Here is a 6,026-nt window from a genome sequence, read left to right on the forward strand (position 1 = left end):
GGTTTGGCCGCTGCGGGCTTGGCCGCAGCCTTGGCTGCAACAGGTTTGGCCGCTGCAGGTTTGGCCGCAGCCTTGGCAGCTGGTTTAGCCGCTGCAGGTTTGGCCATAGCGCTCACCGCCGTCCTGCCGGAAACACCTGCTTTCGCTGCTGACTTAACCGCAATCACACCACCGACTCTATTACTCTCCACTGCTCTCAAGCGGTGAACTTCGGATTCTTTTTTATCTCGAAGATCAGATTGAATAGAGTTGAACAGACTCAGATAAGCTTTCCCCACGATTGGAGCGCTCAAGAGTTCTTCTAATGCGGCACCCAGCTCAGCCTTACTTTTTGAAATGATCTCGCGCTGCTCAAACTGTAATACAAAAGTAAAACCTTTTGGTTGTTGCACCCAATTGGCAAGTTTTACTTTTCTATTGGCATCTTTCGTAGAACGCATAAAAATCGTGCCATTAGATTGAGTCTGCGAGCGAGGCGGAGTCCCCGCCAACACATCTAACGCCGCCGACGCACTGGAAACCAGAGAAGCACTACGCACTATGGTAAACTCGCCATTGGTAGCTTCCAAAAACTTATTGGATAGCTCTGAAAAAACCTCATCAATTTCAAACTGGTATTTATTCAGATCCCTCGCTGCCTTGACGCCTCGCTTGAACGCCGCCACGAAATCAAACATATCAGACCCTCATAACTTTTGTTGAAACTGGCAAATGATCAGAAACTGAACTCCAATCTTCAAAATAACGGCCAAACTCAACCAAAGAGTAGATTTTAGTAGAGCACTCCGAAAGGTGCCACTGATTCTGACCAAAAAACGATGAAGAAAACAATATCTGATCGAACGTCTTCCAATAAGTCATTTCTCTATTTTGCTTATAATAGCAAGTACCGTAAGGATAATTCCACAACGGCTGATCAGTATGTACATACGGAATCAATGCCCCCATCTCCCTCCAAAAGGGGTTGTACAACACACGCTTATTGGCCAGGACAAAGCTTTTATCGCGCGTAGCCTTCAGGTGGTGAGTCATTGAGTCTTCGTACGGATCATCGTTGAAATCGCCCATCAGTATGACATGGGAGTTGTCACCACTCGTCTGAAACACCGTATTGATTGAGTCTCTGAGGGTGCTACCCAATCCCGCCCTATGAGGCTTTTCAGGCACCGAACGCCTACTCTGCCAATGCGAAAGATAAACGTTAAAAACAGACTCCTCACAAACACTAAATCTAACTTTAACTCCAGCCTTATAAAATATTCTAGCTTCGTCTCGCCGATCTACAAATTGGTGATCTAAATATTTTAATTTCTGCTCATTAATGATAACGCAAAAATCATTAACACTATTACCACTCGAACTATACAACGAACAAACTCTAAAATCTTTTACCTCTAACCCCTCCAGAAGCACCCCAATCGCTGATATCTCCAACGGACCGACCTCGCACAGCCCTAACAAATCAATTTCGTCGTCAATAAGCAGGTGCCGCAATACGGTTAAAAACCCCTCAGCCTCTCTCTTGCCCTGTGCGCTTCTCTTCGTCGTCGGTGGAGACATCCCAGTGTTCCACCATGCAATTTTTAATTCCATTTCTCACCCACAGACTTTCCTAAACATTATCGGGCAAAGGTACTGACAAAGAAGCATAGTATTTCATTCAGCGCTCATAGCTAATATTTTGCGCAGCCAAGGCCATTTCTGATATTTATCACCCCGCCCACGTAAATGCGTATAGCGTCGCAACGAGTTCCAGTCTCTATGGCCGGAGACGTTCGAGACCCTGGGAATGTCCCAATCCATCTCAAACAGCCGGCTTACCCCCTCATGCCGCAGGTCGTGAAAATGCAGATCATCGGTGCCTAACATCGGGCACGCGCGGGTAAAAGAAGCCGACACCGACTTAGCGTTGTAGGGAAAGATCTCCCTCTCCACCTTCGGCATGGTGTGCAGGATCGCCCAGGCTTCGTCAGGCAGATGGCACCACACATCATTGCCGATTTTCTGCCCCGGGTTTTTCATGTCGCGCACCAAAACCGCCTGCCGGGCGCAGTCGAGATCGTCCCAGCGGATCCGCGTGATTTCCTCCTGCCGACGCGTCGAGAAGAGCGCAAAGGCGATCAGCTTCGGCATGTCGATCTGGGCTTTACGCCGGGTCTGCATCTCGAAGAAGTGCTGCATCAGCTTATCCAGCTCCTCCAGCGTCGGCCGGCGGTTGCGCTCCTTGCTCTTGCTGACCATGCCGAGCTTGCGCAACACCTTACGCGCATCCGGCATGGCCAACGGATCGACCTCATAACCCCAGGCCGGCCGCGCCACGGACAACACCGCGCCCAAGTGCGACAGATCGTTGCCGACCGTCTGCGCCTGGACGCCACCACCCTCCTTACTCATCCGCCATTGCGCAAACTCCACCAGCTTTTGGCTGGTCAGTGCCGAATCGTCGAGCTCGCCCAGCCAGGTGTCTTTGATCGCCTTCAGCGTCGCGCTCTTGGTTTTGCCCAACGGGCGGATTTTTTCGTATTCGTCCAGGTACTGCTCGATCATCTTCTTGATCGTCACACCCTTGCGGTTCGCGCGCGCGATGGCGCCGGGCTCAGCCAACTCCGTCTCGCGCCGTTTGATCCAGGCCTGGGCGACCTGCTTGCGGTCGAAGGTCTGGCTTTCCTGATAAACTGTCTTCCCGTCCCGATTGATCCGTATCTGCGCCGTGTAGGCCGTCGAGTTGTCCTTGCGCTTACGTGATGTGATCGTGCCCATTTCCAGTTGCTACATTGCCGAATATGCTTGCTACATTGTAGCAACCGACTTCGAAAAACAAGGAAAAATGGGTAAAAACCGCTGTATAAAAGATCAGTATTAATGAATTTCGAAAAACCTGAAGCGCCCGCAAATACTAGCCCTACCCGTTCTGAGCCATCTCGCCGCTTCAGCGTGGCGCCGATGATGGATTGGACAGACCGCCACTGCCGCTTCTTCCTGCGCCTGCTGTCGAAAAACGCCCTGCTCTACACCGAAATGGTCACCACCGGTGCCCTGCTCAACGGTGATCACGAGCGTTTCCTGCGGCACAACGAAGCCGAGCATCCACTCGCGCTGCAACTCGGCGGCAGCGTGCCGCTGGACCTGGCCGCGTGTGCGCGCATGGCGCAGGAGCATGGTTACGATGAGGTGAACCTGAATGTCGGCTGCCCGAGTGATCGGGTGCAGAACAATATGATCGGCGCGTGCCTGATGGGGCATCCGCAGTTGGTGGCCGATTGTGTGAAGGCGATGCGTGATGCGGTGTCGATTCCGGTAACGGTCAAGCACCGTATCGGGATCAATGGCCGGGACAGTTACGAGGAGCTGTGTGATTTCGTCGGCACGGTGCGGGATGCCGGGTGCACCAGTTTTACCGTGCATGCGCGGATCGCGATTCTGGAGGGGTTGTCGCCGAAAGAGAACCGTGACATCCCGCCCCTGCGTTATGACGTGGCAGCGCGGTTGAAGGCGGATTTTCCTGAGCTGGAGATTATCCTCAACGGCGGGATCAAGACGCTGGAGGCTTGCCACGAACATTTGCAGACGTTTGACGGCGTGATGTTGGGCCGTGAGGCGTATCACAACCCTTATGTGATGGCCGAGGTGGACCAGCAGCTGTTCGGCAGCGCGGCGCCGGTGATCAGCCGGGCTGAGGCGCTGGCGCAATTGCGTCCTTATATAGCGGCGCACATCACAGCAGGAGGTTCGATGCACCACATCACTCGCCATGTGCTTGGACTGGGAACCGGGTTCCCGGGGGCACGCAAGTTTCGGCAGCTATTGTCGGTGGATATCCACAAGGCCAAAGAGCCTTTGGCCTTGCTGGATCAAGCGGCGGAGTTGCTTGAGGGGCGTTAACGGCTAGTCGATGCCCTGCGACCAGGCTGCATGTCCTGCAGCCCGGTACAAATGTCAGAGCGCTGCCGCCTCGGTCCAGTCAACCCAACCGAATACCCACGTTGCCAGAATCAGCAAACCGAATCCGATCCGGTACCAGGCGAACACGGCGTAACTGTGGCTGGCGATGAACTTGAGCAAACCACGCACGGCGATCATGGCGAAAAAGAACGCCGTCACGAAACCCAGCGCAAATACTGGCAGGTCGCCTGCCTGAAACAGATCCCGATACTTATAGCCCGAATACACGGCGGCACCGACCATGGTTGGCATCGCCAGAAAGAACGAAAACTCCGTAGCCGCCTTACGCGACAGACCAAACAGCAACCCACCGATAATCGTCGATCCGGAGCGCGAGGTGCCCGGGATCATCGCCAGGCATTGCGCGAAACCGACCTTGAGGGCGTCGGCCCAGCGCATATCGTCAACATGCTCGACAGACACCACATGTTCCCGCTGCTCGGCCCATAACATGATGATGCCACCCACCACCAATGCCACTGCTACAGTGATTGGATTAAACAGATACTCATGGATCTTATCGGCGAATAACACCCCCAGGACCACTGCCGGAAGAAAGCCGATTAATAGATTCAAGGTGAAACGTTGTGCATTGCGTTGAGTCGGTAAGCCGGTAACGATCTCGAGAATCTTTCGACGGAACTCCCAGACAACTGCCAGGATCGCGCCCAATTGAATGATGATGTTAAAAGCCATGGCTCGCTCGCCGCCGAAGCTGAGCAAGTCCGCGACAACAATCTGGTGCCCTGTACTTGATATCGGCAAAAACTCCGTCAGACCTTCGACCATCCCTAAAACCAACACTGATATGGTTGTCCAAAGACCCATTAATTCCTCCCTCAACGACAAATACCAATGCGTCGATTTCGCTCTGATTCAACGCCAACACGAAAGTAAAGCGCATTAGACAAATTAATAAAACTCAATGTTATGAAATGTCCATGGCCAACACCACTAACATGAACGTTATATAACAGTTAATATTGGATAGTTCCGAGCCAAACAAGCGCAATCACTCGCACTTGAATCAACAAAGCCCTACCGCCTCATGGCACTCAATCAAAAAATCATGCCGCGGGAACTTTAGCGGCATGCATGGTCGTATTGATGCGAAAAACCGGGACATCGAGGCAATAGATGGCATAATGCCACGCCACGCCAGCCCACGAGACATCAATAGGCCACTAGGCCTCTTGAGCCATTGGCGAGCAAACGATCACGTGAGAATCGCCAGCAACGTTAGAAAAAGGTAACGACCGCTTGAAAAATGAGTGAAATGTTACCAATTGTCAGTCACAACCGAGAATGAGTGCTTTAACATTCAAATGCCAGCACCCATCCGAGTCAAAGCATGATGCTTACAGGGAAAATAACGACTACAGACCACAGCGACGCGAGGGAGGAGAAGGGTATTCTCACCGTTGGGCGGACCCATACGCTAGCTGAGGGCTTTAGGGAATTAGTCGCAAGCCACGTAGGCAAGGATATTGCCGTTGATGCAATGTGCTATAGCAACTCATTCAAAAAAAGCAGGAATACTGATTCATACCGTGCAATTTTTATCGTAATCGACAGCCCTCAAGCATTTGTTGAAAGCCTCACCGCGGTAGAAAATATTCGCGCCGAAAATCTGGCGTCAATAATTTTCGTAGCCATCACCGGTAGAGGCACCTACAACAAGATGAAGTATTATTTTGCCGGGGCCGACTACTGTATTAATTGCGACACTTTTGCAGACAACAAATCTGACGTACTGTCCGATTTTTTTAACAGTCCAGAATGGCAAAAAAAGCATGATTTGCTTTTGGACCCCACTCGCATGTGCCTGATTGGCGAGTATAAAAAACTGGATGTATCGTTTGCAGAAATGAAAATTCTTGAGGCTTTTTCTCAGACCAAAAACCAAATATTGAGCCATGATGAAATCGCCAGGATCATGGGGCTGAATATAAATTTTTATGACCCAAGAGCCTTGGAAAAGTCGATCAGTCGCCTTCGCGGCAAAATAAAAGGTTCTTCACGGATTGCCGGGAAAGACGCTCTTGATCTTCATGAAAAAGAACTCACTATCCCGGTAACCGTAC

At 51.6% G+C, this 6,026-nt stretch carries 5 protein-coding genes and 1 pseudogene; 2 read left to right on the forward strand and 4 right to left on the reverse strand.

The features are described from left to right. The 3 genes from AC3WTM_RS13810 to AC3WTM_RS13820 form a co-directional block, all read right to left on the reverse strand. Positions 1–677, reverse strand: a 677-nt coding sequence (locus tag AC3WTM_RS13810) for a hypothetical protein (protein WP_492587614.1), incomplete at its 3' end; no start/stop codon positions are given. Between the two features lies 1 nt (position 678). Then, a complete protein-coding gene (locus AC3WTM_RS13815) occupies positions 679–1,593 on the reverse strand; it encodes an endonuclease/exonuclease/phosphatase family protein (RefSeq protein ID WP_146023679.1) in 915 nt (304 codons plus the stop codon). Positions 1,594–1,656: 63 nt separating this feature from the next. After that, positions 1,657–2,760, reverse strand: coding sequence for a tyrosine-type recombinase/integrase (locus tag AC3WTM_RS13820; protein ID WP_102668885.1), 1,104 nt, complete (start codon positions 2,758–2,760; stop codon positions 1,657–1,659). 102 nt (positions 2,761–2,862) lie between these two features. Between AC3WTM_RS13820 and dusA the strand changes: the two genes are divergently transcribed. Continuing rightward, positions 2,863–3,882: a tRNA dihydrouridine(20/20a) synthase DusA gene (gene dusA, locus AC3WTM_RS13825; RefSeq protein WP_102668886.1), complete on the forward strand. Its 1,020-nt coding sequence runs from the start codon at positions 2,863–2,865 to the stop codon at positions 3,880–3,882. Positions 3,883–3,936: 54 nt separating this feature from the next. Here the strand turns inward: dusA and AC3WTM_RS13830 are convergent, their stop codons facing one another. After that, positions 3,937–4,770 carry an undecaprenyl-diphosphate phosphatase gene (locus tag AC3WTM_RS13830; RefSeq protein WP_102668887.1) on the reverse strand — a complete coding sequence of 278 codons (834 nt, stop codon included), beginning with the start codon at positions 4,768–4,770 and terminating at the stop codon, positions 3,937–3,939. Between the two features lie 1,039 nt (positions 4,771–5,809). Here AC3WTM_RS13830 and AC3WTM_RS13835 point away from each other — a divergent pair. Next, a pseudogene (locus AC3WTM_RS13835) lies at positions 5,810–5,896 on the forward strand (winged helix family transcriptional regulator); the annotation flags it as partial. Positions 5,897–6,026 lie beyond the last annotated feature (130 nt).

The sequence above is a fragment of the Pseudomonas sp. EU05-FHT14B02 genome, assembly GCF_058791055.1.